Raw genomic sequence first — 23,886 nt, 5'->3', positions numbered from 1 at the left:
CGTGCAGGGCCTTCCCCCGTACCTGCCGGATCGATGACGTGTGAGAGGCTCGATGACGCCGGGCAAGGGGCGGACTGCAGGCCCGAGGGCTTCCTGTCCGTCGTCGTCCCCAGTGCCCGAGGAAGGGAAGTCCGTCATGGAGAGTGCATGGATCGGTGACTCCGATCTCGTCCGCGTTCTGGGCCGCACTCTCGGGTCACCAGGAGGAGCGAGCGCAGTGGCGGTGGTCACCCCTCAGCGTGAGATGACCGCGACGATCCGTACGGACCAGCACTCCACCTTCGAGATCGGGTCGATCTCGAAGGTGCTCACCGGCATGCTGTACCGGGACGTGACAGAACGCGGCCTCATTCCGCAGTCGACAGTTCTGCGGGAGCTGCTCCCACTCGAGGGCCACGGCGAGGTCGGCACCGTGAGCCTGGCCTCCTTGGCCATCCACCGGTCCGGTCTTCCGGGGTTGCCGCCGGGGATGCAGCCGCTTCGCCGGACCCTCGGATACTGGATCGGCGGTCGCAACCCCTACGGTGATTCACTGACCGACCTGCTGGACCAGACGCGCAACCTGCGCCTTGGCCCTCTTCGGTCCAGGTACTCGAACCTGGGGTTCCAGTTGCTCGGGCACGCCGTGGCGGAAGCAGCCGGCAGTAGCTACGGGTCCCTTCTGCAGGACCTCCTGGGCCCGGGGTTCCCGACTCCCACCCGCGCCGAAGACCTCGGGCCCTCGGACCTGCGAGGGTCCAACCGGCTGGGCCGCCCGATGGCCCCATGGGTCGGCGAGGCCATCGCGCCCGCCGGAGGCGTCCGGGCGACCATCAGTACGATGCGGGGCTTCCTCCGTTCGGTGCTCGACGGGACCGCCAGGGGTCTGATGGCCCTCGAGCCGGTTGCAGAATTCGCGCCCAGGGTAGGTATCGGGGCCGGGTGGATCATGCTCGAGCACCGCGGCCGCAGGATCACCTGGCACAACGGCAGCACCGGCGGGTTCAGCAGCTGGATCGGACTCGACCGGGACGCCGGTACCGGCGTCGTCGTGCTCGCGGCGCGTCACGGGTCCGTCGACAGGTCGGGGTTCCGGCTCCTCACCGCATTCGCCACTCCCGGATCGGTGCCATCGCCCCTCGTCGCCGACGACGGGCCGGCCTGACCGGCAGCGCCGGGTCCGGACCGGAGAACGCGTTCCGGTGGAACCTGTCAGTCCAGGCGGGCACGCACGACGCGTTCGACGACCGGCCGTACCGGCGCATCGGGATCGACCGCGAGCCGATGCGGGACGGACGACGTCGAGGCCTACGTCACCGTGCTGCGCGACCCGGCCAGGGCGCGGGCGTCGTCGACGCTCTACCGGCAGGTGATACTTCCCGGTGCCCTGAAGATCCTGCGCGGGACCTACCGCGGCCGCATCCTGCGCACACCGACCCTCGTGCTGGTCGGCGCCGAGGACGGACTCCTACCGCGCGACGCTCTCGACGTCCCACCCGAGGACGCACCCGACCTGGCTGTGCAGTTCGTCCCCGGTGCGCACTTCCTCGTCGACGACGATCCTGCCGGCGTCACCCGCCCCCTCCGCGCGTTCATCGGGCTGGCCGCGCATGGCGGCGGCTGATCCGCCGGTGGGATCTCCGACCGACCCGCCCCGCCTGGGGCAACCGCAGAAACGCCGGACGTCAGGACGTACTGACCCTGGTGTCCATGAGCAGGACGGGAGTGCCGTCCGCATCCGCCAGCTCGAGCCGCACGGTGACCGTGATCCCGGCGAGCGAGGTCAGGTGGGTGCCGCCGCACGGGATCTCCGCCCGCTCGCCGGGCAGGTCGCAGACCCACCGACGCCGGTCCGTGAGGCCCTGTCCGTCCGCGGCGATGCCGATCGGTGCCGCCGTCTCCGTCCATGCCGCGAGGGTGGCATTCACCGCAGCGGCTGCTGCTGCGGTGTCGAAGTCCTCCGTGCTGAAGCCCTTCCGCCGCAGGGACTTCCCCAGCCGGTACCTGTCAACCGAGCCGAACTCGCCGATCACCGTCGTCTCGATGGCGAGCGCGTCGAAGTTCGGGGCCCCGAGGGCGTCCGGCGCCACCTCCTTCTTCCAGCGGCCGGCCAGCGCACGGTTGAGGGCCAGGGAGGCGAGGTGGCAGCCGGTATGACCGGCGGACACCGCGGCTCGATAGGTGTCGTCCACCCGCACGACGACGTCGTCGCCCTCCGCGGGCGCTGCGCCCTCGACCAGGTGCACGACGACGAATGCCCAGCCCTCCGTGCCCTTCCGTACGGGTGATTCCCCGCCCAGATACAGGGAACTCCCGTCGGTGGCGCCCACCACGCAGTCGACCACCGGCCAGCTGTGAGAGCCCGAGGCGAGTTCACCGCGGTCGGGCCCCTGGTCGGGCCAGGCGGAGTCGACGGGGTGGAATGCCGTGACGTCCAGCAGGACGGCACTCCGTCCGTCCTCGCGCGGCTCGACATGGAGGACGCGGGAAGCTGATTCGAGGGCACCCTGGGGGTAGGTGACGCGTGTGTCGGTGGTCGGCAGGGTCATGCTGCTCCTTCGGGTGGTGCGAACAGGGTGAGAACGGGGGGTACGGGGTCGCTCAGGTATCTGCGGAGCGCTGGGCGAGCCTCTCCAGCAGTGGCTCGGTGCGGTAGGGGATGTGCTCGTGCAGGGCGAGGACCGTCTCGGTGCGGATGACGCCCTTGATCCGCAGCACCGAGCGCAGGGCTGCCTGCAGATTGTGGGTGTCGGTCGCGGCGACCCTGCACCACACGTCCCCCCGGCCCGAGATCTCGTGCACCTCGAGGACCTGGTGGATGGTGCGCAGGCCGGCGATGACGGCATCGAGCTCGCGGTGGGACACCTCGATGGTGACGAACGCGACGACGTCGTAGCCGAGCGCCTCGAGGTCCAGTTCCCTCCCGCTCCGCCGCAGGGTCTCCGCGCGGAGGAGCCGCCGGATGCGGCTCTGCGCGGTGTTCCGGGCGACGCCGAGGAGCTCGCTCAACTCGCTCACCTGAGCGCGGGGGTCCCGCACCAGCTCGAGCAGCAGTCGCAGGTCGAGGTTGTCCAGCTTGCTCACGAAGCTCACTTCCCGTCAGTCGGCTCCGCCCGTGTTGCGCACGGCGCTCAAAAGGGCGACGAGCTTTGCTGCAGGGCGGTCAGTGGGCTCCATCCTATAGAAGTCCGGGCATGATCCGGCCCCTGGGAGCGCCTAGGGTGGGCGCGTGCGAGCAAGGAGAAGTGGTGGGATGAGCGTCATCAACGAGCTCCGGATGAGGCCGGCGATGATCGAGCGACGGAGCTGGGACGCCTCCCTGGCCGCCCGTCTCGCGCTCGCGGTGACGGTGATCTCGACGCTCCTCATCGGGGCGAACCTCGCCACGCCGATCTATCCCCTCATCCAGGCCGAGCTCGGGCTCACGTCCTTCGCGGTCACGGTCGCCTTCTCGTCCTATGTCGTCGCCCTGATCGGAGGGCTCGTCCTCGCGGGTCACTGGTCCGACCACATCGGACGGCGGGCGGCGCTCGTCCTCGCGGTCGTCCTCGGGCTGCTGGGTGCAGCGCTGTTCGCGATCGCCACCTCGCTGCCGATGCTCGCCGCGGGGCGCGCGCTGCAGGGGGGTGCCGTCGCGCTCGCCACCGGCGCGAGTGCCGCCGCCCTCCGCGACCTCCTGCCCACCCGGCCCGACTGGGCTTCGCGCTTCACACTGCTCGCCTCCGCCGGGGGAGTGGCCGCCGGTCCCGTGATCGGGGGGCTCCTCTCGCTCCTGCCCACGCCGACGCGCACGCCGTTCGTCCTGTACCTCGTGGTGCTCGCGAGTCTCCTGGTGCCGCTCGTCCTCCTGAGGGCCCGGCCCGCCATCAAGCCGGCCGCGTCGGACAATCCGCTCGCGGCACTGCGGCCGCGCCGGCCGGCCGTGTCGAAGGACGCACGCCGTTCGTTCTGGACCGCATCCTCCATCGGGTTCCTCAGTTTCGCCGTCTTCGGCTTCACGCTGAGCCTCGCCCCCACCTGGTTCGCAGGCATCGCGGGAACGACCTCCCGGCCCCTGATCGGCCTCCTCGCGGCCCTCGTCCTCGGGTCGTCGGCCGTCAGCCAGGTGCTGTCCCCGCGCGGGCGCTTCGTGGCACCCGTGGGCCTCGCCGGCATGGCGCTCGGCGTCGGCCTCCTGCCCCTGGCCGAGGCGACGGGCAGCCTGCCGCTGCTCGTCGGAGCCTGCGTCGTGGCGGGCTTCGGCCAGGGGATGGCCTTCCGGGTGGTCTTCAACGAGGTGTCGGTGCGGGTCGATCCGGCCCTGCACGCGCAGACGGTCAGCGCCGTGTACGTCCTCACCTACCTCGGCAGTGCCGTGCCGGTACTGGGGCTCGGAGCGGCCGCCGGCGTATGGGGACTGAACACCTCCGTCACGGTCTTCGCGCTTGCCATCGCCGCGGTCTGTGCGCTGCTCGCCGTGGGCTCACTGGTCCTCCGACTCCGCGCGACGCGCTAGCGACCGCCGCCCGCGGGGTCCGTACCGGGCCCGGTCCTCCTCTTTGTAGGCTGTAGGCATGTCCACCACCCCCGTGCCGCCCCGCCCGTCCCCCCTCCCCGGTGCGAGCGGGCCCGCCGCGGACGGTAACGCGACCGGGAGGTCGGCAGGAGCGGTCGTCGGCCTCGACATCGGCGGATCCAAGACCCACGGCGCGCTCTGGCTCGACGGTTCACTCGTGGCCGAGGCCAAGGCGGGCAGCGCCAACGTCCAGAACGTGAGCCCGGCGGAGGCGGCCCGGAGCCTCGAGGAACTCTTCCGCGACCTCCTGCCCGCCGGGGACGCCCCCACCATCGACCTTGTCGTCGCCGGTTCCGGGGGAGTGGACACCGCAGCCGACGCCGAGCGTCTCCGCGACCTGATCGCCCCGCACGCGCCGTCCGCCGCCGTCGACGTCATCCACGACACGCGGCTCATCCTCGCGGCCGGCGGTGCCCGGACCGGCATCGCCGTGATCGCCGGCACCGGCTCGGTGGCCTGGGGCGTCGGCGAGGACGGCCGGGAAGCGCGCTCGGGCGGCTGGGGCTACCTCCTGGGCGACGAGGGCAGCGGCTACTGGGTGGCGCGCGAAGCCGTGCGCCGTGCCCTGCACCGGCACGACCTCGGTCAGGACCCCGATGCCCTCGATACGGCGGTCCTCACGCTCAACGGGATCGACACCCCGACGGAACTGATCGGCCTCTTCCACTCGGGCGCCGGCCGGACCTACTGGGCGGCACAGTCCCGTGCCGTGTTCGACGCCGCCCGGGACGGTTCAGGGGACGCCGCGGACATCATCGACCGTGCTGCCGCCGACCTCACGCGCCTCGTGCTCGATGTCGCATCGGTGATCGGCGTACCCGGCCCCGTGGTCCTCGGCGGCGGCCTTGCCATGCACCAGCCGGATCTGCAGGCACGGTTGAGGACCCGCCTCGGGTCGGAGGGCATGACCGACGTCGTCTTCCTCGAGGAGGACCCGGTCATGGGGGTCCGATTCCTCCTGGGCCCCGATGAGGCCGCCTGAGCGGAGACGCCGGCACGATCTTGCGGTGCCCCTCCCGGGGCCCGCGGGACCAACGGCCCTCCTGCAGACCCATATGGGCTCTTGTCTGCTCCGAACACATGGTTAGACTCAGAACTCCGACAGCTTGAACTGACCGCTGCAGGCGTCGCCCTGCGGAAATCCAGACGGCAAGCCGGGCCCGCACCGAGTGGGGGCCCGCGGGTCACACCCGGCCGAGAAGCTCCTGCCACGAAAGGCACAGCTGACATGACCTCCTTCGAGCAGGACTCCGCCCGCCCCATGATCCGGTTCCGCAGCGTGACGAAGACGTACGACAGCGGGCGCCCCGCCGTGGCCGACCTCTCCCTGGACATCGACCGCGGCAGGATCACCGTGTTCGTCGGGCCCTCGGGCTGCGGCAAGACGACATCGCTGCGCATGATCAACCGGATGGTCGAGCCGACCTCCGGGCAGATCCTCCTGGACGGCACGGACGTCTCGCAGCAGAAGGCCGCGGAGCTGCGGCGTTCCATGGGGTACGTCATGCAGTCCTCGGGCCTCCTCCCGCACCGGACCGTGCTCGACAACATCGCGACGGTCCCGCGCCTCAACGGCGTCGGGAAGGCCGCCGCACGCAAGCGCGCCGGTGAACTGCTCGACGTCGTCGGGCTCGCGTCCGAGCTGGGCGGCCGGTATCCCGGGCAGCTCTCCGGCGGGCAGCAGCAGCGCGTCGGCGTGGCACGGGCCCTCGCGGCCGATCCGCCCGTCCTCCTCATGGACGAGCCGTTCAGCGCCGTCGACCCCGTGGTCCGCGCCGAGCTGCAGGAGGAACTGCTGCGCCTGCAGCGGGACCTCGCGAAGACGATCGTCTTCGTCACCCACGACATCGACGAGGCGACGATTCTCGGCGACAAGGTCGCCGTCTTCGCGGTCGGCGGCCGGCTGGCCCAGTTCGCGGCCCCCGAGGAGATCCTCCGCGCCCCGGTGGACGATTTCGTCGCGGGCTTCGTGGGACGTGACCGCGGTTTCCGCCATCTCTCCTTCCAGCAGGGGGACGGTGTCGCCATCCACCCGATCGAGACCATCGAGGTGGACCGCCTCGCGGACCCGACCGTCTCGGTGCGCTCGCCCTGGACGCTGCTCGTCGACTCCGAGGGTCGCCCCCACGGCTGGGTCCCGCAGGCGACGCGCGAAAGCATCACGAAGCAGGCCGAGGCGGTCCCGGGAGGCTCCCTCTACACGCGCGGCGACACCCTGCGCCGCGCGCTGGACGCCGCCCTGTCCTCGCCGTCGGGCCTGGGCGTGACGGTCGACGGCGACGGGCGCGCCGTTGGCGTCGTCCGAGCCGCGGAGGTCTTCGAGCTCATCGAAGCCGCGAGGCTCGACCGGGGCCGCTCCGACCACAACACGGCGGTGTAGCCATGGACTGGTTCCTCGCCAACCTGGACTTCGTCTGGCTGCATACGCGCCTCCACCTGTTCCAGGCCATCGTCCCGCTGCTCCTCGGCGTCCTCGCCGCCGTGCCCATGGCGCAGCTCGCCCGGCTCAACCCGGTGATCGGTTCGATCCTGCTGACCGGCTCGTCGATCCTCTACACGGTCCCGTCACTGGCGATGTTCGTTTTCCTCCCCGTGGTGCTCGGCACCAGGGTGATCGATCCCGTGAACGTGATCGTGGCGCTGGCCGTCTACGCCTTCTCCCTGCTCGTCCGGTCCACGCTCGACGCGCTCGATTCGATCGACGACGACGTGCGCCAGGCCGCGGTCGCCATGGGCTACAGGCCCGTGCGCCGGTTCCTCACCGTGGACCTGCCGCTGTCGCTGCCGGTGCTCTTCGCCGGCCTGCGCGTCGTCTCGGTCACCAACATCTCGCTCGTCAGCGTCGGCGCACTGATCGGCGTCCCGAGCCTCGGGACCCTGTTCACGGACGGACTGTTCCGGTCCTTCCCGACCGAGATCGCCGTCGGGATCGGCATCATCCTCCTGCTGGCACTCGTCCTGGACCTCCTCCTCGTCCTCACGGAGCGCCTCCTGACCCCGTGGACGCGCAGGGTCTCCGCGGGCGGCAGGCCGGCGGACGAGATCGTCGCACTCGAGGCGAAGGTGGCGGGCGCCTGATGGACTACTCGAGCAGCAACCTCTTCGTACAGATGGGGGAGTGGCTGACCGCTCCCGCCAACTGGGCGGGCGACCGCGGGATCCCCACGCGCGTCGTCGAGCACCTGGGCTACACCGGACTGACCATGCTGGTCGCCCTCGTGATCGCGGTGCCGATCGGGCTCTACGTGGGGCACACCGGTCGCGGGCGCGTCGTCATCGTCTCCGGCGTGGGGATCCTCCGGGCCCTGCCGACGCTCGGCATGGTGTTCCTGTTCGTGCTCCTCGCGGGCCTCGGCCTGATGCCGCCCATCTGGGCGCTCGTGCTCCTCGCCGTCCCCCCGCTGCTGAGCGGGATCTATGCCGGCATCTCCTCCGTGAACCGGACCGTGGTGGATGCCGCGCGGAGCATGGGCATGAGCGAACTCCAGATCCTGTTCAGGGTCGAGGTGCCCAACGGCCTGCAGGTCATCCTCGGCGGAGTCCGCGCAGCGGTGCTGCAGGTCATCGCGACCGCCGCCGTCGTCGCCTTCATCAACCTCGGCGGGCTCGGGGTCTTCCTCGTCGAGGGAACACAGCTCGCGGACTACGGACGCCTCTTCGGCGGCGCCGTCGTCATCACAGTCCTCGCGATCACCGTCGATCTGCTTCTGGGACTGCTGCAGAGATTCGCCATCTCACCGGGACTGCGCGTCTCCGGTCCGGGACGGGCCCAAGGATCTGGCCGGCAGAAGGCCGTCGCCAGTGCACAAGGAGGAACAACATGAAGAACCTGTCAGCACAACGCGCCGGGCGGCGCGCTTTGATGGGACTGGCTGGCGGCCTGACGGCCGCGCTGGCGTTGACTGCCTGCGGTGCCAACAGCGACCCCCAGGGTGAATCGGAGGACACCGCGTCCGCGTCCGCCGGCGGCGCCGTCGTCGTCGGTTCCGCTGACTTCCCCGAGAGCCAGATCATCGCCGAGATCTACGCCGGTGCGCTCAACGCGGCCGGCGTCGAGGCGACGACCCAGCTCAACATCGGCTCGCGGGAGATCTACTACACCGCCCTCGAGGACGGCTCGATCGACATCATGCCCGAGTACGGCGGCAACCTGCTGCTGTTCGCCGATCCTGCCGCCACGGCGGAATCCGCCGAGGACATCGCCGCGGCGCTGCCCGATGCGCTCACCGCGAAGTCGCCCGACGTGAAGCTTGGTGTGCTCGAGCCCTCGGAGGCCGAGGACAAGGACGCGCTCGTCGTGACGGCCGCCACGGCCGAGAAGTACGACCTCACATCGATCGCGGACCTCGCGGAGGTGTGCGGTGAGATCACCATCGGCGCACCGAGCACCTTCCAGGAGCGCGCCTACGGCCTGCCCGGCCTGAAGGCGAAGTACAACTGCGAGCCCGGCGGCTTCGAGGCCATCAACGACGGCGGCGGGGACATCACGCTGAAGGCACTGCTCGACGACACCGTGCAGGCCGCCGACATCTACACGACCACGCCGTCCATCGCGGACAACGACCTCGTGGTCCTCGAGGACCCGGAGGACAACTTCATCGCCCAGCAGGTGCTGCCGCTCATCAACACCGACACCGTGGGCGATGAGGCGCAGACCGTCCTCAACGAGGTGTCGGCGCAGCTGACCACCGAGGACCTCCTGGCGCTGAACCGCGAGGTCAGCGGCGACGAGAAGCGCAACCCCGCGGACGCGGCCGCGGACTGGCTCGCCGACAAGGGGCTCGCGGGCTAGTTCAGCAGTACCAGGTCCGTCCAGCAGGGGCCCGGCGCCCGGCAGACATATGCCGCGTGCCGGGCCCCTGCTGTGGCATCCTGATCCAATGGCCACCTACAAGCAGTCGGAAAAGCTCCGTAACGTCCTCTACGACATCAGGGGGCCACTGCTCGAACACGCCATGACCATGGAGGCCCAGGGCCACCGCATCCTGAAGCTCAACATCGGCAACCCGGCGCCCTTCGGCTTCGAGGCGCCCGACGCCATCCTCGTGGACATGATCCGCAACCTGCCCGAGGCCCAGGGCTACAGCGATTCGCGAGGTATCTTCTCCGCGCGGACCGCCGTCGTGCAGTACTACCAGGGTCGCGGCATCAAGACGATCGACGTCGACGACGTCTACCTCGGCAACGGTGTCAGCGAGCTCATCACGCTCTCCATGCAGGCACTGCTCAACGCCGGTGACGAAGTGCTGATCCCCACGCCGGACTACCCGCTCTGGACCGCGTCCGTCGCGCTCGCCAGCGGCACCCCTGTGCACTACCTCTGCGACGAGGACAACCACTGGTGGCCCGACCTCGAGGACATGGCCTCGAAGATCACGCCCAACACCAAGGGCATCGTCCTCATCAATCCGAACAACCCCACCGGATCGGTCTACCCCCGGCCCGTCCTCGAGGGGATCGTGCGCCTGGCACGCGAGCACGGGCTCATCCTGTTCGCCGACGAGATCTACGAGAAGATCCTCTACGACGACGCCGTCCACATCAACGCGGCATCGGTCGCGGGCGACGACGTGCTGTGCTTGACCTTCAGCGGCCTCTCCAAGGCGTACCGGATCGCCGGGTTCCGCAGCGGCTGGATGGCGATCTCCGGACCGAAGCGCGACGCCGCGAACTACATCGAGGGCATCAACCTGCTGGCCAACATGCGGCTCTGTGCGAATGTCCCTGCGCAGCACGCGATCCAGACGGCGCTGGGCGGGTACCAGAGCATCAACGACCTGATCCTGCCGGGGGGACGTTTGAAGCAGCAGCGCGACAAGGCCGCGCAGCTGCTCAATGCGATCGACGGCGTGAGCTGCGAGGTGGCCCAGGGTGCCCTGTACCTCTTCCCGAAGCTCGACCCCGAGGTCTATCCCATCAAGGATGACGAGAAGTTCGCCCTCGACCTCCTGAAGCAGCAGAAGATCCTGATCTCGCACGGCAGGGCCTTCAACTGGATCAACCCGGACCACTTCCGCATGGTCACGCTCCCGAGCGTGGAAGTCATCGAGGATGCCCTCGGGAGGCTCGCCGAGTTCCTGTCCACGTACCGGCCCTGACCGCAGGAGGGTCCATGTCCGTGACAGCCGACAGCAGTGCCGAGATGCGACGCCTCCTCCTGGCGGGGCCGGACTTCTCGCTCGCGGGCGTGGATCCCCGGTCGACGCCGGGCTTCGACGGCGGCAAGAAGGAGGGCGCCGCATCGCTCTCCGCCGGCGCCGACACTCTCTCCTCCCTGCAGGCGAAGCTCTTCGCCGAGAGCCGGGCCGGAAGCGAGATCGCCGTGCTGCTCGTCCTGCAGGGCATGGATGCCTCGGGAAAGGGCGGCATCGTCCGTCACGTCGTGGGGCTGGTAGACCTGCAGGGAGTGCAGCACCACGCCTTCGCGGCGCCGACCGAGGAGGAGCGGCGGCACAGCTTCCTCTGGCGGATCCGCCACCAGCTCCCCAGACCCGGGATGCTGGGAGTCTTCGATCGGTCCCACTACGAGGACGTCCTGGTCCACCGCGTGCGCGGACTATCGCCGGCGACGGAGATCGAGAAGCGGTACGGAGCCATCTCGCGGTTCGAGAAGGACGTCGTGGCCTCGGGGACCCGCGTGCTCAAGGTCATGCTGCACATCAGCAAGGACGAGCAGAAGGACAGGCTCTCGAAGCGCCTCGATCGGAGGGACAAGTACTGGAAGTACAACCCCGGCGACATCGACGATCGCGGCTACTGGCAGCAGTACCAGGAGGCGTACCAGGCCGCGATCGAACGGACGAGCACGCCCGACACGCCGTGGTACGTCGTTCCCGCCGACCGCAAGTGGTATGCACGCCTCGCCGTGCAGCAGTTGCTCACCGCGACGCTGGAGGACATGCAGCTGAGCTGGCCCAGGGCATCCTTCGACGTGGAGGTCGAGAAGCAGCGCCTCGCCGCCTCCTGACCGTTCTGATGCTGCGGACCGCAACCGTCCGCATCTGCTACTAGCCTTGAGGCTCCACCACCGCCAGGAGGCTCCCATGGACTGGAAGATCGAACTCATCGCACTGCCCGTCACCGACGCGGACAGGGCCATCTCCTTCTATCGCGACCAGGTGGGGTTCACGCTGGACCACGACCACCGTGTGAGCAGCAGCCTGCGCTTCGTGCAACTGACCCCGCCGGGGTCCGCCTGTTCGATCGCATTCGGCGAGGGCATCAGCGACATGGTGCCCGGATCGCTGCACGGCATCCAGGTCGTCGTACCGGATGCGGCGAGAGCCCGTGCAGGGCTGCTCGAACGCGGCGTCGCAGCGAGCGACGTGGACGCGCAGCCGTGGGGCCGCTTCGTCTACTTCGCCGATCCGGACGGCAACTCGTGGGCGCTGCAGGAGCTGCTGCAAACCCCCGACGCGTAGCGGCGCCGCATCGGGCCCTGGCTGCCGAAGCGGGGCGACGGCCTGCTACTGGCCCTCGGCCTTGTCCCGCGCAGCCGCGAGCCGCGCCTTCGCGCCTTCCAGCCACGCCTCGCAACGATCGGCCAGGGCCTCGCCGCGCTCCCACAGCGCCAGCGATTCCTCGAGGCTCACACCTCCGGCTTCGAGCCGCGAGACGACGGCGACGAGTTCCTCGCGCGCCTGCTCGTAGGACAGCGAGCCGACGTCGGACTGTCGCTGCTCCGGTGGGATGTTCTCCGTCATGGCATCTTCCTTCTCCACGGTGTTCCTCGTCTGCTGGTCGGCCCGTGTCCGGGCCTGCTGTGGCTGTAGCGTCATGCAGGTTCGTGCGGTGCGGGTGTGCCCTGGGCGACGGCGCCGAACTGGCCGCCCGCGACCCGGACCCGCAGGACCTCGCCGGTCGGCACGTCCTCCGGCGTCCGCACCACGTGTCCGTCCTCTTTCTGCACCACGGCATAACCGCGGTCGAGGGTCCTCTGCGGAGAGAGGGACCGTACGCGTTCCCGCAGGTGGTGCACGGCGACGGCACCGCGTTCCACCCCTGCGGCGGCAGAGCGCAGGGCGCGGGACCGGAGCCGCTCGATGTCGGCTTCCCGCACGTCGATCATGCCTTCGGGCTTCGCCAGGGACGGCCGGGAGCGGAGGTTCGCGAGGCTTTCCGCCTCCCGGTGCACCAGGACCCGGATGGAGCGTTCGAGCGCGGCACGCGCCTGCCGGATCCGGGCGAGTTCCTCGGATACGTCCGGGACCACGCGCTTCGCCGCATCGGTGGGCGTGGAGGCGCGGAGATCGGCGACCTCGTCGAGGAGCGGCCGATCCGCCTCATGGCCGATGGCGCTGACGACAGGAGTGTTCGCCATCGCGACCGCGCGGACCAGCGACTCGTCGCTGAAGGGCAGCAGGTCCTCCAGCGCTCCACCGCCCCGCGCGATGATGATGACGTCGACCCGGGGGTGGGCGTCGAGCTCCGCGAGGGCCGCGGAGACCTGTGCAACGCTGCTCACGCCCTGGACGGCCACCTCGCGGACCTCGAACTCGACGGCCGGCCACCGCAGGGCGGCGTTGCGCATCACGTCCTTCATGGCATCGGAATCGCGGCCCGTGATGAGCCCGATCCGGTGAGGCAGGAGTGGCAGCTGCTTCTTGCGAGCTGGTGCGAACAGCCCTTCCGCGGCGAGCGCCTGTCGCAGCCTCTCGATGCGCGCCAGGAGATCGCCGATCCCGACGGGACGGATGTCGATCGTCTGCATGGACAGCCGCCCGGTCTTGACCCAGAAGTCGGGCTTGAGGCGTGCCACGACCCGGGAACCGCGATCCAGGGGCATGGATACCCGGTCCATGACGGAGCCGTAGACCGACAGGGAGAGGGAAACCTCCGAATCGACGTCGCGCAGCGTGATGTAGCACATGCTCGCGCGGCGGTTGAGTTCGATGACCTGTCCCTCGACCCAGGCTGCCGGCGCCCGTTCGATATGGGCCTTGAGCTTCTCCGACAGCAGATGGAGCGGCCACGGCGATTCGGGGGACGTCTCGGCTGCCGTGACCGGCACCGTCGATGCCGGCGGGGATGATCCCGCCCCTGCCGGTCGCGCGCGCACTCCCTCGCTCGTCATCCGTCTCCTGTCCTCGGCGGGGGAAGCCCCGCCTGCGCTGTCTGTCCTGTTCATCTGTACCATCCCGGACCCCCGGCGGCGGCTCACGGCATGGCTCTGTGCACTTTGGACGCACCCCCGCGGGCCACGATCCTCCGTGCCTCCTGACGGGGGACCCGGCATAATCGGTAGTTCGACCTCCAGCTAAGGATTTCATGCGGACCCTGCTCTCGGCCCTGCTGGCCCTTCTCGCGCTCGTCGTCGCGGCCGGCGGACTGGCGTCCGCGTGGCTCGACGTGAACCTCGTGGAGGAGTCCGGCTTCGTCGCGCTCGCTGCCCCGCTCGGCGAGGACGAGGAGTTCCAGGCGGCACTGACCGATTCGCTGGTCGAGGACGTGACGGCAGGCGCCGGATTGCCCGAACAGATCACGTCCTTCGTCGAGCCGCTGATCCGGGATGCTGCGGGCACCGTCACCGATGCGTCGGGATATCCGGCCGCATGGACCGAGACGCTGCGCGTGTCGCACTCCTTCACCTTCGCCCAGGCTCCCGATCCGTCCGAACCGGCCCCGGCCATCCTGACCCTCGACCTCGGTCCCGTCGTGGGACTCGTCGCGGACAGCATCGGGGGAGGACTCGGAGTGGAGGTCCCGGTGCCGGAGGACACGATGATCGAGGTCGGGTCGGTCGAGCGCGGCGGAGTGTTCAGCAGCGTCGCTGGTGCCGTGCAGGCGTGGGAGGTGTACCTCGCCGGAGCGGCCGTACTGGGCCTGCTGGCGCTGGTGATCGCTCGGCGACGGGGTACCACCCTCGCCCTCCTGGGCCTCGGGGTGGCGCTCACCGGGGTGGTCGGGTTCCTGGCGGGGGACTGGATCCCCGCTGCCGCGGCGCGTGCGCCCGGGTCGAGCGCGGTGGCGGACGTGTTCGTCCGTGGGTTGGCGGAACAGGCCGGAGCAAGCGTCGCCGAGGCCGGCGTGCCCGTGGTCGTCGGTGGGCTGGTGGCCGTCGTGGTCGGCGCCGTCGCGCAACTGGCGCTCGGTGGTCGGCGTCGGCGGGACGACCGGCGCCCGGTGTAGGGCTCAGCTCACAGCGGAGAGGACTGCGATCAGCAGGTCGAGCAGCACCCACCCGGTAGAATCGGATCATGACCAGTACCACCGTTCAGGTCCCCATGCCCACCATCCCGCGCAGGCGTCGCTCTCCGGAGGACGTCCTCGCAGCCGCACCGGTGCCAGGGGAGAAGAAGGTACTGCTCGCAGCCCCCCGGGGTTACTGCGCAGGCGTGGACCGCGCGGTCATCGCCGTCGAGAAGGCCCTGGAGCACTACGGACCCCCGGTGTACGTGCGGAAGCAGATCGTGCACAACCTGCACGTCGTGTCGACGCTCGAGGCGAAGGGCGCCGTCTTCGTCGACGAGACGGACGAGGTGCCGGAGGGCGCGCTGGTCGTGTTCTCTGCTCACGGGGTCTCACCCGCCGTCGTCCAGTCCGCCGAGGACAGGGGTCTCCGGACGATCGACGCGACCTGCCCGCTGGTGACGAAGGTGCACAAGGAGGCCCAGCGTTTCGCGCGCGACGACTTCGACATCCTCCTGATCGGCCACGAGGGCCACGAGGAAGTCGAGGGCACGGCCGGCGAGGCGCCCGATCACATCCAGATCGTCAATGGGCCGGAGGACGTCGACAAGGTCCAGGTACGCGATCCGGAACGGCTCATCTGGCTCTCGCAGACCACACTGAGCGTCGACGAGACCATGCTGACCGTGAACCTGCTCAAGGAGCGCTTCCCGACGCTGCAGGATCCTCCGAGCGATGACATCTGCTACGCCACGTCCAACCGCCAGGCGGCCATCAAGAAGATCGCGCCGCAGACGGATCTCGTCATCGTGGTCGGATCGGCCAACTCGTCGAATTCCGTGCGACTGGTCGAAGTGGCGCTCGAGTACGGCGCGAAGGCGGCGCACCGCGTGGACTTCGCCAATGAGGTGAACGAGTCCTGGTTCGAGGGCGTGGCCACCGTCGGCATCTCATCCGGTGCCTCCGTCCCGGAGAACCTCGTCCAGGATGTTCTGAGACTGCTCGCTGAGTACGGCTACGGCGAGGTCGAGGAGGTCGTGACGGCCCAGGAGGACATCATCTTCTCGCTGCCCAAGGAGATCCGCGCCGCGCTGAAGGCGATGGGTGATCCGTCCCAGGGTCGCGGTGGGCGGGGCCAGCGGCAGGATCGGACGTCCCTCAACTGAGGCTCCAGGCACGTCCGTTGTTCAGGGTGGGCGGCACGACGGTACAGGGATGGATGCACCACCGCAAGGGCCTGGCGCCTCACCCGGTGTAGCATCTCCTGCCGCCGGCACCGCCGAATCCCACCAGGGTCTGCTGGGGCGGCGCCTGTCGGGACCGTCCGGGGAGTTGTCCCTCCGCCGGTAGGAGCGCGCCCGGCTACCCGTCGGTCCCGTCGAGCAGTTCGTGGGCGGTCAGGGAACGCGGCGTCGCGTCGATCGCCGACGCAGCGGTCCCGGAGCCCGCAGGCACGCCGCCTGCGCGCTGGGCGCGGGCGGTGCCGAGCAGGCTCACCTCCGCCTGTGCCTCATCCACTCCTCCCGCTGCCGCGTCGACGACGTCCAGGGATGCGGAGTCGAAGGCGCCGATCCGGCGTGCCGTGGGGAGCACCCTGGATTCGAGGGCGCCGACGAAGGAGTTGTAGCGCTCCACGGAGGTCTTCAGGGACGCTCCCAGACGGGTGACATGCCCGCCCATCGTCCCGAGGCGTTCGTACAGCTGCTTCGACAGGTCGAACAGCTCGCGTGCATTGTCGGTCAGGACGGCCTGCCGCCAGCTGAACGCTGCGCCCTTCAAAATGCCGAGAAGCGATACCGGCGATGCCAGGGCGACGTTGCGGGTGAAGGCGTAGTCGAGGAGTTCAGGGTCGGCCCGTAGCGCTTCTGCAAGGACCGACTCCACCGGGATGAAGCAGATGACGAGTTCGGGGGAGTTGGAGGCGCCTTCCCAGTACTTCTTGCGGGCGAGCGCATCGATGTGTGCACGCAGCGCCTTGCCGTGCTGCTTCAGCAGCTCGGCATGACGGGCTTCGAGGCCGGCTTTCTCACCCCCTCCTGCGTCCGCCGCCGGTCCCACCAGTTCCTGAGCCTCGAGGAACGCGCTCAGGGGTACCTTCGCGTCGATGACGAGCTGCTTGTCCCCGGGCAGCTGCACCACCATGTCCGGGCGGGCGCGGTCGCCGTCGTTCCCGGTCGTGTAGGAGACCTGCTCCAGGAAGTCCACGCGCGAGAGCATTCCGGCAGCTTCCACGACGCGCCGCAACTGGACCTCGCCCCACTGGCCCCTGGCGCTGGTGCTGCGCAGGGCGCCGGCCAGCGAGTGCGTCGTCGAGAGCAGCCGGGCGTCTGCTTCGCGCGCTTCCTCGAGCTGCCGCGCGAGCTGGCCGTACTGTTCTATGCGGTCGCGCTCGAGCAGCCCGACCTGCCGCTGCACCTGGGCCAGTTTCTCCGCCACCGGTGCGAGGGCCCGCAGGACGTCGTTGTCCGTCGATGTCTTGCCCGTCAGTTCGCGGTTGTGCTGCTGCAGGAGATCGCGCTGAGCCGCGGCTGCCGCGAGCTCCGTCGTCGTGCTCCCCAGTCGGGCTGTGGCGTCGTCGAGCTCGCTGCGCAGCTCGTCGTCGCGCAGCCGTACTGCGCGGTACACCAGGAATGCACCGACGGCGCAGCCGATGAGGAAGGCGAGGAGGACGAGGAGGACGGCGGTTGTACCCATGCCCACACTGTCGCAGGAACCTCCGACAATCGGCGGACGCGACACCGCCGGTCGGTCCTCCGACGCCCGGTAGACTTGTCTCCCGTGGCTCTTACTATCGGCATCGTCGGACTGCCCAACGTCGGCAAATCAACACTCTTCAACGCGCTGACGCGCAACAACGTCCTGGCGGCGAACTACCCGTTCGCGACCATCGAGCCGAATGTCGGCGTGGTCAGTCTGCCGGACCCGCGCCTCGCACAGCTCGCCGAGGTGTTCGGGTCGAAGCAGATCCTGCCGGCCACCGTCTCCTTCGTCGACATTGCCGGCATCGTCAAGGGCGCGTCGGAGGGTGAGGGCCTCGGCAACCAGTTCCTCGCCAACATCCGCGAGGCCGAGGCGATCGCCCAGGTCATCCGTGTGTTCGACGACCCCGACGTCATCCACGTCGACGGCAAGGTGGACCCCCGCTCCGACATGGAGACCATCAACACCGAACTGATCCTCGCCGACCTGCAGACGCTCGAGAAGGCCATCCCGCGCGTCGAGAAGGAAGTGAAGATCAAGAAGCGCGAGGCCGCACAGCTGACCGCCATGCAGGCAGCGCAGTCCGTCCTCGAGCGCGGCGACACGATCTTCTCGTCGGTCACCAGCGACAAGCTCGAGATGGAACACCTCCGCGAGCTCAGCCTGCTCACCGCCAAACCGTTCATCTACGTCTTCAACGTCGACGACGCCGTGCTCGGCAGCGCCGAGCGCCAGGAGGAGCTGCGCCGGCTCGTGGCCCCCGCCGACGCGATCTTCCTCGACGCCAAGCTCGAAGCCGACCTCGTGGAGCTCGACGAGGCCGAGGCGCGCGAGATGCTCGAGATGAACGGCCAGGAGGAATCCGGCCTCGACCAGCTCGCGCGTGTCGGCTTCCACACCCTCGGCCTGCAGACCTACCTCACGGCAGGGCCGAAGGAGACCCGTGCCTGGACGATCAAGAAGGGTGCCACGGCGCCCGAGGCCGCCGGCGTCATCCACTCGGACTTCCAGCGCGGCTTCATCAAAGCCGAGATTGTTCACTTCGAGGACCTCATGGAAGCCCGGACGATGGCCGAGGCCAAGTCCCGCGGCAAGGTGCGCATCGAGGGCAAGGAATACGTGATGTCCGACGGCGACGTGGTTGAATTTCGATTTAATGTCTAATTGCATGGTTGATTTGTAGGCTCTATCTATTGGTCGTAGGGCCTGGTGATCCTCATTCGTAGAATTGGGCAAGGCTTTTCTTTCCTCCCGGATGCGCGTCGTTTCGCTACTCCGCGTACGGGGTGTTTCTGCTGAGTCGAGAGCGTTCGGTTCTACACGTGGCAATCTGTCAGGAGAACGAGGATTCGTGGACCTGCCGCGTGGTCGTTCTTGCCGGTCTAGATTCACCGGGTTGGTGTTGGTAGGGTCATCAGCGTCCGCTCGCCGGTGTTTCTCTCATCCGGCATTGAAGCGGTGGTCTCTTGGGGAGGATGTTTTTCATGTCGCGTGTGTTGTCGACCGAGCAAGCGAAGGCTGCTATCGGTCAGGTCCAGTCGATCATCAATGGTGGTTTCACCGATCAGATCTCGGCGCTGGATGCGCAGGGCAGGATCCTGTCGGACCCGAATATCTGGGACGGGCCGCTGGCCTCGCAGTTCCGGGGTTCGACGTGGCCGGAGACGAAGGCCGCCCTGGACAAGGCCAAGCAGGAACTGGAGGAGCTGCGGACGCAGCTGCAGAAGATCTCCCAGGACATCTTCTCCGCCGGCGGCGGCGCCTGAGCAGGAGCCTTTCGCGGTGACGTCCCGCTGACCGCGCCACGTGGTGGAATGGCGCGGTCAGCGGGATCGTCACGGAAACAGAGGTTCCCCGGTACTGGCTTTCCCGAACCGGGTCTTCGCTGAGCGGGTCTTTTCGCGTTGTTCTGCCGTGGGCGGGGGTGTCCTCCGCCGGTCGTGGTTGTCGCAGGTCTCTTTTCTTGTAGGTTTCTTCTTGTTGTAGGTCTTCTTTTCGTGCTTTTTCCCGTGCGGGCCTCTGCCCGGCGGATGTGCTGATCTTTCCTGTTGTTTTCTTGCTGGGACTACCGGCTCCGCATGCTCCTCGCCGCCGGTGGCTTCGAACAATGACTCCTACCGGATTTCGAAGAGCCGTACTGGGTAGGGTTTGTTGTGGTGCGTGGGTGTTCATTTGTCTGGGGGAGTTTGAATGAATTTCGATACGGAGGTCGCCAATCGTCTAATCGGCGCATGTCGAGATGCGGCACGTGCGTTGCAGGATCAACGCGGCGGACGGGAGTCGATCTCAACGGCTGCTCTTGCGGAATTCCGGGGCGTGTTCGCGAACTGTTTCCGGGAGAACGTTGCCGCTGAACGGGCGGCCCGGTCAGAGTTGGTCCATATGCTGGATGATGTCGCCCGTCAGGCCCAGGAAGCGAAGAGCGCCGCGGAGGTCGAGCAGCGTCGCTTGGATGAGTCGAGGGCGTGGGCCTTTGCCGCCGGCTGGGCGAGTGCCGGCAGCGGTGTTGCAGTGGATCTAGGGCCGCGCCCGTCCGTGGAGGAGACCGACCGTCCGTCGGTGAACGTGCACACCGCACGGCAAGGGTTGCGTGCCTGGGCGAGCGGAAGCACTGCTGGGGCGAGTTCCGCTGACCCTGCCACCCTGGACTCCGCGGTGTCGACCTTCAGGATTCAGGACGATGCCGCCCGAGGAGCAGCTGACAAAGTCAGTGCGGCAGTGTCCGAGTTCGAGCAGGAATGCTCTTGGGCGCACTCTGATCTCAACGCTGTCGGTAGTGGGCTGCGGCGGTTCCTGGAGGACAATCATTTGGACGCGACCCGGCTTTCCGACATCGCTTCGACGTTCCGTGCTGCCGGTGGCAGCGGACATGTCGGTCGGGTGACGGTATCGAACGACGTTCTTGTGCTTGCCACCGTACCGGGGTCCCTATCGGGTGCGGCGCTGCTGAGCTATCTGTCCACTGCGACGCTGACGGATACCAAGGCGCTGGCAACATTGACCGGATGGCAGCAGACCCTTCAGCGCATGGGTCCATCGAAGATCGGGGCCTGGTGGTCGGGCATGACCACGGGGGCCGGCACCGCCGCGGATGCGGCCGGCGCCTCGCAGCGGCAGGAGCTGCTGCTCGCTGCGGCTCCGGCGATGTTCGGCGCTTTGGACGGGATGCCCGCACTGGCCAGGGTACGGGCCAACCAGTTGAACGCGCCGAACCTGCTCCGGGCGGCGGAGAAAGATCTGGAAACAGCCCTGAAGTTGTCGGGGACCGGGCAAGCCCGCCACGACCCGAACCGAACGGAGATGCTGCAGAATGCGGTGGCATACCTCAAAGAGGTAGAAGCCGGGAACGTCCAGCTCTACCTCAATGACCGGAATCGGTCCCGGATCGTGGAGTTGATCGGCACTCCAAACCCCGACACACGGAACGTGATCACTTATGTTCCGGGGACGTTCACCGGGATGAACAGCTTCTACACCGGCGGGGTACAGCAGGTGTCGAATTACCTCAGGAGACACGCGCCAGGGACGGTGGCTTTCGTCTTTAAGGATGGGCGGTTTCCCGGAGAGGACGACACCGCTGGTGGTCCCAACCTGGCGCGAATCGGCGAGGCGAACGATCAAGACCTTGCACGCAGCTCCGGGCAGCAACTGGCCTCCTTCGAGTCCGGGATGCGCACTGACCCTTACCTGAACGGTGCCGAACAAACCGCCATCGGGCACAGCTGGGGCCTGGCGAACGTCACCAGCTCTGAAGTCGCCGGAGCCCGGTATGACAAGGTAATTTCCCTCGCCGGGGCCGGGATGCTCCCGGATTGGGAACCACGGCCGGCTACGGAATACTCGAACCTGTACTACGACGATGTGCTCATCTATGGTCAGGGCGCTACCAACCCCTTCACGAATAGAGGGGTTGTGTGGGATGGGAACAACCCGATTCATCGCGACGAGTTCGACCAGTACTTCTACCGCGGACCCGACGACGACGAACTCGACGGTGCGATCAACAGCGTCGAAGAGGGGAAAATCCTCATGGATAACCACAGCCTCATTGCCACCGACAGCGAGGACAACTTGAAAGCGCTTAATAACATGCTGAAAATTGTTGGTCGATGAGGGCGCGTAGCGGGTTCATGACGTTGTTGCTGGTGGGTCTGATCGGGCTTGCCGGTTGTGCCGGGAACCCGAACGCGGATCCGGCCGCGCCACCTGCGCCAACGGCCGCTCAAACACAGGAGGAATCGATGGACGCTGAACTCACCTGGCAGGAAGCCAAAGCCCACACCCAGGTTATGGAAGGGGAGATCGCCGCTCTGATCCCGAAGGATGCTGTTCTCTCGATTGATCAACTGCAGACGGGCACACTTCTGTCCTGCAACGAGACCCAGCACAGTTGGGCTGGTGCAACGACGGTCACCCTCGCTGAAGGAACCGAGATAGAGCCCATCGTGAAAGCCATCGAAGCCCACTATCGGGCGAACGGAACCGAAGTATCCGTCGATAGGGATGTAGATGAAAACTATCAGATCCAAATCGACCCGCCTGCTCCAGGGGAGAGTTATCTCGTCTCCGAAGGACTCTCCCCGAACGAGATCCGTATTGCATCAGGATCCGCGTGCTTCACGCTGCCCGAGGGCATCTACCCGGGCGGCGATTTCTGAAGGCCCGGTGCGTGGAGGATGGTGATTCTCGCACTGACCATCCCGGCCGAAAGACCTCGACCTGTTCCACCCTGCTTTCGCCACGCCTGATCTGACGACGTTTCGACGCCTCGAGGATTTGCGGGAGGTTCTTCGGCGCCTTCAGCTGGGCGCCATGCAAGCGGACATTAGCAAGAGTCATTGCTGGTGAACGAGGGGAGCTGATGGCAAGCGAGAGTCCGCGAGGCGAATCGCGCAGGCAAAAATTCGGGTGGTTGTGGAACGTCCTCAGGATAGCCATCATCCTGATCGGGCTGGGTGTCGTCCTTCGCGGTTGGATCAGAATACGAGTTCGATATCGGCTGGTACTCCCGAGTCGTAATGAAAGATGTGCTCGGTCATCTACCGTCCGCGCAGGACTATCGGCCGGTAAATTGATCCCCCAGCTATAGATGGGGGTGATCAGTATGGCAGCTCTGAGAGAGCAATATCTCAAGGTAGTCGAACACGCCCCCTCGGGTGTCTTTGGTCGGAAGCATCACTGGACGTATCTGCTCATCGACGGTCGGGGGAAGGAGCGAAGGCTGCACAGTACGGGCGAGGTACTTGACGCACTCGAGTCCAGACACGGCCGTCAGGGTGCTCATCTGTGTATGCATCGAGCGGCGGATCTTTTTCGTGAGGGACGGTTGGGGTGGATCGGATTTCCCTCGGGAGCTTTTGTCGTGGATCCGACTGATTCGCCGCACTGACGCCGCACTATGTGCATGGCCGGTGGGTCCGCAGTACAGGCCGACGGCCGAAGCCCACACGGATGAACGATTTTTCCGGGGCCGACGACCGCGAGGTGGCCGCAGCAGCGTACGGTGAACCCGCTTAGCACCCGTGAGGTCACCAGCATGATCCGACGCTCCTATAAGAGTCAAATGACGGCCCGGTGGTGCGGAAAGGGAGCACACCCGGTTCAGGTGCACTCCCTTTGCGTTGCTCTTTACCCAGCGGCTAAATCAGCCGTGGGGTAGAGCATCACTTCTTGAAGGCGTCCTTGAGCTTCTCGCCGGCCTGCTTGAGGTCGCCCTTGACCTGGTCGCCCTGCCCTTCGGCCTTCAGGCTTTCATCACCGGTTGCGTGGCCTGCGGCTTCCTTGCCTTTGCCGCCGAGCTTGTCTGCTGCGTTGCTGAGCTTGTCGTCCAGTCCCATGATGATCTCCCTACGGTTGACGTCAGTGGTTGTGCAATCGGCTGATGAGCCGATATGCCAGTCTAGGCACGGCAGGAATGAGCAAGCAGGGACCGGAGGGAGCAGCTCGGTGCTCACAGTAAGTAGGAAGGTAAGTCCAGTAGGACGGCGAGTATTCGCCGTTGCCAGTGCCGTGGCGGTTGCGGGCTGGCCTCAGGCGCCAGTTCTGCTGCTCAACTCGGACCGGGGTTGAGCTGTTGGCGTAAGCCTGACCACCTTCCCGACCAGGTGAACCGGCACGCTGTTCGTTAGACTAGATGGCATTATGGATGACCCCCCGACGCATAGACCCATGCCCCTCACCCGCTTGAATGCCGGACTTCCGGCCGATCGAGGATGGGGGGCGGCACCTTGTATGAGTTAGTCATGATCGGCGTCGGCCTGATCCTCACCGTCGGTACCGGCATGTTCGTGGCTTCCGAGTTCGCCCTCGTGAACCTTGACCGAGGCGAGCTCGAAGCCCGCGACGCCCGCGGCGAAAAGGGCCTGAAGCCCACCATCAAGGCGTTGAAGATCACCTCGACGCACCTCTCGAGTGCGCAACTCGGGATCACCCTGACGACCCTGCTCACCGGGTACACATTCGAGCCCGCCATCAGCTCCCTGCTCCGCGGACCCCTCCTAGCTGCGGGCGTCCCAGAGGCCATC

General features: G+C 67.6%; 24 protein-coding genes. 18 read left to right on the top strand and 6 right to left on the bottom strand.

What is annotated here, in order from left to right; all coding sequences use genetic code 11:
* The first annotated feature begins 136 nt into the window (after nt 1-136).
* A complete protein-coding gene (locus ACX80L_RS00120) occupies nt 137-1,144 on the top strand; it encodes a serine hydrolase domain-containing protein (RefSeq protein WP_459286923.1) in 1,008 nt (335 codons plus the stop codon).
* A gap of 153 nt (nt 1,145-1,297) precedes the next feature.
* Nucleotides 1,298-1,603 carry an alpha/beta fold hydrolase gene (locus ACX80L_RS00115; protein WP_459286921.1) on the top strand — a complete coding sequence of 102 codons (306 nt, stop codon included), beginning with the start codon at nt 1,298-1,300 and terminating at the stop codon, nt 1,601-1,603.
* A gap of 61 nt (nt 1,604-1,664) precedes the next feature.
* Here the strand turns inward: ACX80L_RS00115 and ACX80L_RS00110 are convergent, their stop codons facing one another.
* Nucleotides 1,665-2,528 (bottom strand): metal-dependent hydrolase, encoded by an 864-nt coding sequence (locus tag ACX80L_RS00110; protein WP_459286919.1) that lies wholly within the window; start codon nt 2,526-2,528, stop codon nt 1,665-1,667.
* 52 nt (nt 2,529-2,580) lie between these two features.
* Nucleotides 2,581-3,063, bottom strand: a complete 483-nt coding sequence (locus ACX80L_RS00105) for an Lrp/AsnC family transcriptional regulator (RefSeq protein WP_208741854.1) — start codon at nt 3,061-3,063, stop codon at nt 2,581-2,583.
* A 169-nt stretch (nt 3,064-3,232) separates the two neighbouring features.
* Here ACX80L_RS00105 and ACX80L_RS00100 point away from each other — a divergent pair, with 169 nt between their 5' ends.
* The 9 genes from ACX80L_RS00100 to ACX80L_RS00060 all read left to right on the top strand — a co-directional run bounded on the left by ACX80L_RS00100 (nt 3,233) and on the right by ACX80L_RS00060 (nt 11,955).
* On the top strand, nt 3,233-4,474 hold the full coding sequence (locus tag ACX80L_RS00100; protein WP_459286917.1) for an MFS transporter: 1,242 nt from the start codon (nt 3,233-3,235) through the stop codon (nt 4,472-4,474).
* Between the two features lie 58 nt (nt 4,475-4,532).
* The gene (locus tag ACX80L_RS00095; RefSeq protein ID WP_133082544.1) at nt 4,533-5,516 is read left to right on the top strand and encodes an N-acetylglucosamine kinase; all 984 of its coding nucleotides are present in this window, start codon (nt 4,533-4,535) and stop codon (nt 5,514-5,516) included.
* 279 nt (nt 5,517-5,795) lie between these two features.
* Nucleotides 5,796-6,914 carry an ATP-binding cassette domain-containing protein gene (locus ACX80L_RS00090; protein WP_133082597.1) on the top strand — a complete coding sequence of 373 codons (1,119 nt, stop codon included), beginning with the start codon at nt 5,796-5,798 and terminating at the stop codon, nt 6,912-6,914.
* A gap of 2 nt (nt 6,915-6,916) precedes the next feature.
* Nucleotides 6,917-7,612: an ABC transporter permease gene (locus ACX80L_RS00085; protein WP_208741633.1), complete on the top strand. Its 696-nt coding sequence runs from the start codon at nt 6,917-6,919 to the stop codon at nt 7,610-7,612.
* A complete protein-coding gene (locus tag ACX80L_RS00080) occupies nt 7,612-8,358 on the top strand; it encodes an ABC transporter permease (protein ID WP_244186272.1) in 747 nt (248 codons plus the stop codon). Before ACX80L_RS00085 ends, ACX80L_RS00080 begins: the two co-directional genes overlap by 1 nt.
* Nucleotides 8,355-9,326, top strand: a complete 972-nt coding sequence (locus ACX80L_RS00075) for an ABC transporter substrate-binding protein (RefSeq protein WP_133082546.1) — start codon at nt 8,355-8,357, stop codon at nt 9,324-9,326. Before ACX80L_RS00080 ends, ACX80L_RS00075 begins: the two co-directional genes overlap by 4 nt.
* An 88-nt stretch (nt 9,327-9,414) precedes the next feature.
* Nucleotides 9,415-10,632, top strand: coding sequence for a pyridoxal phosphate-dependent aminotransferase (locus ACX80L_RS00070; RefSeq protein WP_133082547.1), 1,218 nt, complete (start codon nt 9,415-9,417; stop codon nt 10,630-10,632).
* Nucleotides 10,633-10,646: 14 nt separating this feature from the next.
* A complete protein-coding gene (locus ACX80L_RS00065) occupies nt 10,647-11,501 on the top strand; it encodes a PPK2 family polyphosphate kinase (RefSeq protein ID WP_459286914.1) in 855 nt (284 codons plus the stop codon).
* A gap of 76 nt (nt 11,502-11,577) precedes the next feature.
* Nucleotides 11,578-11,955 (top strand): VOC family protein, encoded by a 378-nt coding sequence (locus ACX80L_RS00060; RefSeq protein ID WP_459286912.1) that lies wholly within the window; start codon nt 11,578-11,580, stop codon nt 11,953-11,955.
* A gap of 45 nt (nt 11,956-12,000) precedes the next feature.
* Here ACX80L_RS00060 and ACX80L_RS00055 read toward each other — a convergent pair whose 3' ends face one another.
* Nucleotides 12,001-12,237, bottom strand: coding sequence for an exodeoxyribonuclease VII small subunit (locus ACX80L_RS00055; protein WP_459286910.1), 237 nt, complete (start codon nt 12,235-12,237; stop codon nt 12,001-12,003).
* Between the two features lie 71 nt (nt 12,238-12,308).
* Nucleotides 12,309-13,607 (bottom strand): exodeoxyribonuclease VII large subunit, encoded by a 1,299-nt coding sequence (xseA, locus tag ACX80L_RS00050; RefSeq protein ID WP_459286908.1) that lies wholly within the window; start codon nt 13,605-13,607, stop codon nt 12,309-12,311.
* 194 nt (nt 13,608-13,801) lie between these two features.
* Here xseA and ACX80L_RS00045 point away from each other — a divergent pair, with 194 nt between their 5' ends.
* Both ACX80L_RS00045 and ACX80L_RS00040 read left to right on the top strand, forming a co-directional pair.
* Entirely contained in the window at nt 13,802-14,662 is an 861-nt protein-coding gene (locus tag ACX80L_RS00045; protein ID WP_459286906.1) for a hypothetical protein, read from the top strand.
* Nucleotides 14,663-14,730: 68 nt separating this feature from the next.
* A complete protein-coding gene (locus tag ACX80L_RS00040) occupies nt 14,731-15,828 on the top strand; it encodes a 4-hydroxy-3-methylbut-2-enyl diphosphate reductase (RefSeq protein WP_133082552.1) in 1,098 nt (365 codons plus the stop codon).
* A 196-nt stretch (nt 15,829-16,024) separates the two neighbouring features.
* Here ACX80L_RS00040 and ACX80L_RS00035 read toward each other — a convergent pair whose 3' ends face one another.
* A complete protein-coding gene (locus ACX80L_RS00035; RefSeq protein WP_459286903.1) occupies nt 16,025-17,356 on the bottom strand; it encodes a DNA recombination protein RmuC in 1,332 nt (443 codons plus the stop codon).
* A gap of 84 nt (nt 17,357-17,440) precedes the next feature.
* Between ACX80L_RS00035 and ychF the strand changes: the two genes are divergently transcribed.
* The 4 genes from ychF to ACX80L_RS00015 all read left to right on the top strand — a co-directional run bounded on the left by ychF (nt 17,441) and on the right by ACX80L_RS00015 (nt 22,020).
* Nucleotides 17,441-18,526 (top strand): redox-regulated ATPase YchF, encoded by a 1,086-nt coding sequence (gene ychF, locus ACX80L_RS00030; protein WP_133082554.1) that lies wholly within the window; start codon nt 17,441-17,443, stop codon nt 18,524-18,526.
* A gap of 320 nt (nt 18,527-18,846) precedes the next feature.
* Nucleotides 18,847-19,128 carry a pyrophosphorylase gene (locus tag ACX80L_RS00025; RefSeq protein WP_133080355.1) on the top strand — a complete coding sequence of 94 codons (282 nt, stop codon included), beginning with the start codon at nt 18,847-18,849 and terminating at the stop codon, nt 19,126-19,128.
* Between the two features lie 424 nt (nt 19,129-19,552).
* Complete coding sequence (locus tag ACX80L_RS00020; RefSeq protein WP_459286901.1) at nt 19,553-21,475, top strand: hypothetical protein; 1,923 nt, start codon at nt 19,553-19,555, stop codon at nt 21,473-21,475.
* Nucleotides 21,476-21,492: 17 nt separating this feature from the next.
* Nucleotides 21,493-22,020: a hypothetical protein gene (locus tag ACX80L_RS00015; RefSeq protein WP_459286899.1), complete on the top strand. Its 528-nt coding sequence runs from the start codon at nt 21,493-21,495 to the stop codon at nt 22,018-22,020.
* Nucleotides 22,021-23,025: 1,005 nt separating this feature from the next.
* On the opposite strand, the gene ACX80L_RS00010 is transcribed toward ACX80L_RS00015, so the two are convergent.
* Complete coding sequence (locus ACX80L_RS00010) at nt 23,026-23,199, bottom strand: CsbD family protein (protein ID WP_459286897.1); 174 nt, start codon at nt 23,197-23,199, stop codon at nt 23,026-23,028.
* 390 nt (nt 23,200-23,589) lie between these two features.
* Here ACX80L_RS00010 and ACX80L_RS00005 point away from each other — a divergent pair.
* The coding region (locus ACX80L_RS00005; protein ID WP_459286895.1) for a CNNM domain-containing protein at nt 23,590-23,886 on the top strand (297 nt) is incomplete at its 3' end.

It is taken from the genome of Arthrobacter sp. MDT1-48-3, from assembly GCF_054511015.1.
Note: the sequence above shows the minus strand (reverse complement) of the source record. Positions and strands in the feature narration are given on the sequence as shown.

What these genes read in the sequence shown, in the direction of transcription:
- ACX80L_RS00080 (WP_244186272.1), top strand. Translation starts at nt 7,612, where the DNA reads ATGGACTACTCGAGCAGCAACCTCTTCGTACAGATGGGGGAGTGGCTG.
- ACX80L_RS00055 (WP_459286910.1), bottom strand. Translation starts at nt 12,237, where the DNA reads ATGACGGAGAACATCCCACCGGAGCAGCGACAGTCCGACGTCGGCTCG.
- ACX80L_RS00035 (WP_459286903.1), bottom strand. Translation starts at nt 17,356, where the DNA reads ATGGGTACAACCGCCGTCCTCCTCGTCCTCCTCGCCTTCCTCATCGGC.
- ACX80L_RS00020 (WP_459286901.1), top strand. Translation starts at nt 19,553, where the DNA reads ATGAATTTCGATACGGAGGTCGCCAATCGTCTAATCGGCGCATGTCGA.
- ACX80L_RS00120 (WP_459286923.1), top strand. Translation starts at nt 137, where the DNA reads ATGGAGAGTGCATGGATCGGTGACTCCGATCTCGTCCGCGTTCTGGGC.
- xseA (WP_459286908.1), bottom strand. Translation starts at nt 13,607, where the DNA reads ATGACGAGCGAGGGAGTGCGCGCGCGACCGGCAGGGGCGGGATCATCC.
- ACX80L_RS00040 (WP_133082552.1), top strand. Translation starts at nt 14,731, where the DNA reads ATGACCAGTACCACCGTTCAGGTCCCCATGCCCACCATCCCGCGCAGG.
- ACX80L_RS00015 (WP_459286899.1), top strand. Translation starts at nt 21,493, where the DNA reads ATGACGTTGTTGCTGGTGGGTCTGATCGGGCTTGCCGGTTGTGCCGGG.
- ACX80L_RS00100 (WP_459286917.1), top strand. Translation starts at nt 3,233, where the DNA reads ATGAGCGTCATCAACGAGCTCCGGATGAGGCCGGCGATGATCGAGCGA.
- ACX80L_RS00065 (WP_459286914.1), top strand. Translation starts at nt 10,647, where the DNA reads ATGTCCGTGACAGCCGACAGCAGTGCCGAGATGCGACGCCTCCTCCTG.
- ACX80L_RS00095 (WP_133082544.1), top strand. Translation starts at nt 4,533, where the DNA reads ATGTCCACCACCCCCGTGCCGCCCCGCCCGTCCCCCCTCCCCGGTGCG.
- ACX80L_RS00075 (WP_133082546.1), top strand. Translation starts at nt 8,355, where the DNA reads ATGAAGAACCTGTCAGCACAACGCGCCGGGCGGCGCGCTTTGATGGGA.
- ACX80L_RS00060 (WP_459286912.1), top strand. Translation starts at nt 11,578, where the DNA reads ATGGACTGGAAGATCGAACTCATCGCACTGCCCGTCACCGACGCGGAC.
- ACX80L_RS00045 (WP_459286906.1), top strand. Translation starts at nt 13,802, where the DNA reads ATGCGGACCCTGCTCTCGGCCCTGCTGGCCCTTCTCGCGCTCGTCGTC.
- ACX80L_RS00085 (WP_208741633.1), top strand. Translation starts at nt 6,917, where the DNA reads ATGGACTGGTTCCTCGCCAACCTGGACTTCGTCTGGCTGCATACGCGC.
- ACX80L_RS00090 (WP_133082597.1), top strand. Translation starts at nt 5,796, where the DNA reads ATGATCCGGTTCCGCAGCGTGACGAAGACGTACGACAGCGGGCGCCCC.
- ACX80L_RS00025 (WP_133080355.1), top strand. Translation starts at nt 18,847, where the DNA reads ATGTCGCGTGTGTTGTCGACCGAGCAAGCGAAGGCTGCTATCGGTCAG.
- ACX80L_RS00110 (WP_459286919.1), bottom strand. Translation starts at nt 2,528, where the DNA reads ATGACCCTGCCGACCACCGACACACGCGTCACCTACCCCCAGGGTGCC.
- ACX80L_RS00070 (WP_133082547.1), top strand. Translation starts at nt 9,415, where the DNA reads ATGGCCACCTACAAGCAGTCGGAAAAGCTCCGTAACGTCCTCTACGAC.
- ACX80L_RS00010 (WP_459286897.1), bottom strand. Translation starts at nt 23,199, where the DNA reads ATGGGACTGGACGACAAGCTCAGCAACGCAGCAGACAAGCTCGGCGGC.